The sequence below is a fragment of the Bradyrhizobium sp. Leo78 genome (assembly GCF_059512425.1).
Genome location: NZ_JCAMOT010000192.1, coordinates 1 through 509 on the forward strand (window position 1 = coordinate 1; position 509 = coordinate 509).

At 61.1% G+C, this 509-nt stretch carries 1 protein-coding gene; it reads right to left on the reverse strand.

Translation table 11 applies throughout. The features are described 5' to 3' along the window. Positions 1-467 (reverse strand): transposase (locus tag AC5ZG1_RS44230; protein WP_496136546.1); only part of this gene is annotated, 467 nt, incomplete at its 3' end. Between the last annotated feature and the right edge of the window lie 42 nt (positions 468-509).

Genomic DNA, 509 nt, shown 5'->3' on the forward strand with positions numbered 1-509 from the left:
TCCTTGAGCTTGCGCTCGCAAAACGCCTTCAGCGACGCATCCAGCCGTTTGTTGATGGCGCTGATCGCCGAGGCCGAGAACGCATGCCCCACAAGTTCTTCGGTGACTTGCTTGACCTTCCGCGTCGAGACGCCTTGCACGTACATCTCGGCCAAGGCCGCTACCAGCGCCTTCTCCGAGCGCTGGTAGCGCTCGAACAGCTCGGTCGAGAACCGCCCCTGACGGTCCTGCGGCACCTTCAGCTCGATCTTGCCGACCCGGGTGATCAGCGAGCGGGGATAGTAGCCGGAGCGATAGCCAAGCCGTCCCTCGCTGCGCTCGCCTTTCTCCGCACCCAGCGTCTCCGTCATCTCGGCTTCGAGAATTTCCTGCACCGCACCCTGGATCAGCGGCTTCAGGAACTCCTTGTCCGACCTCAACAACTCTTTGACTGCAGAGACGTCCGTCCTAATCTTCGTCACGGTCATGGCGGGTCCAAGCTCCTCTATGAGCGGTGATCTTCGCAATCA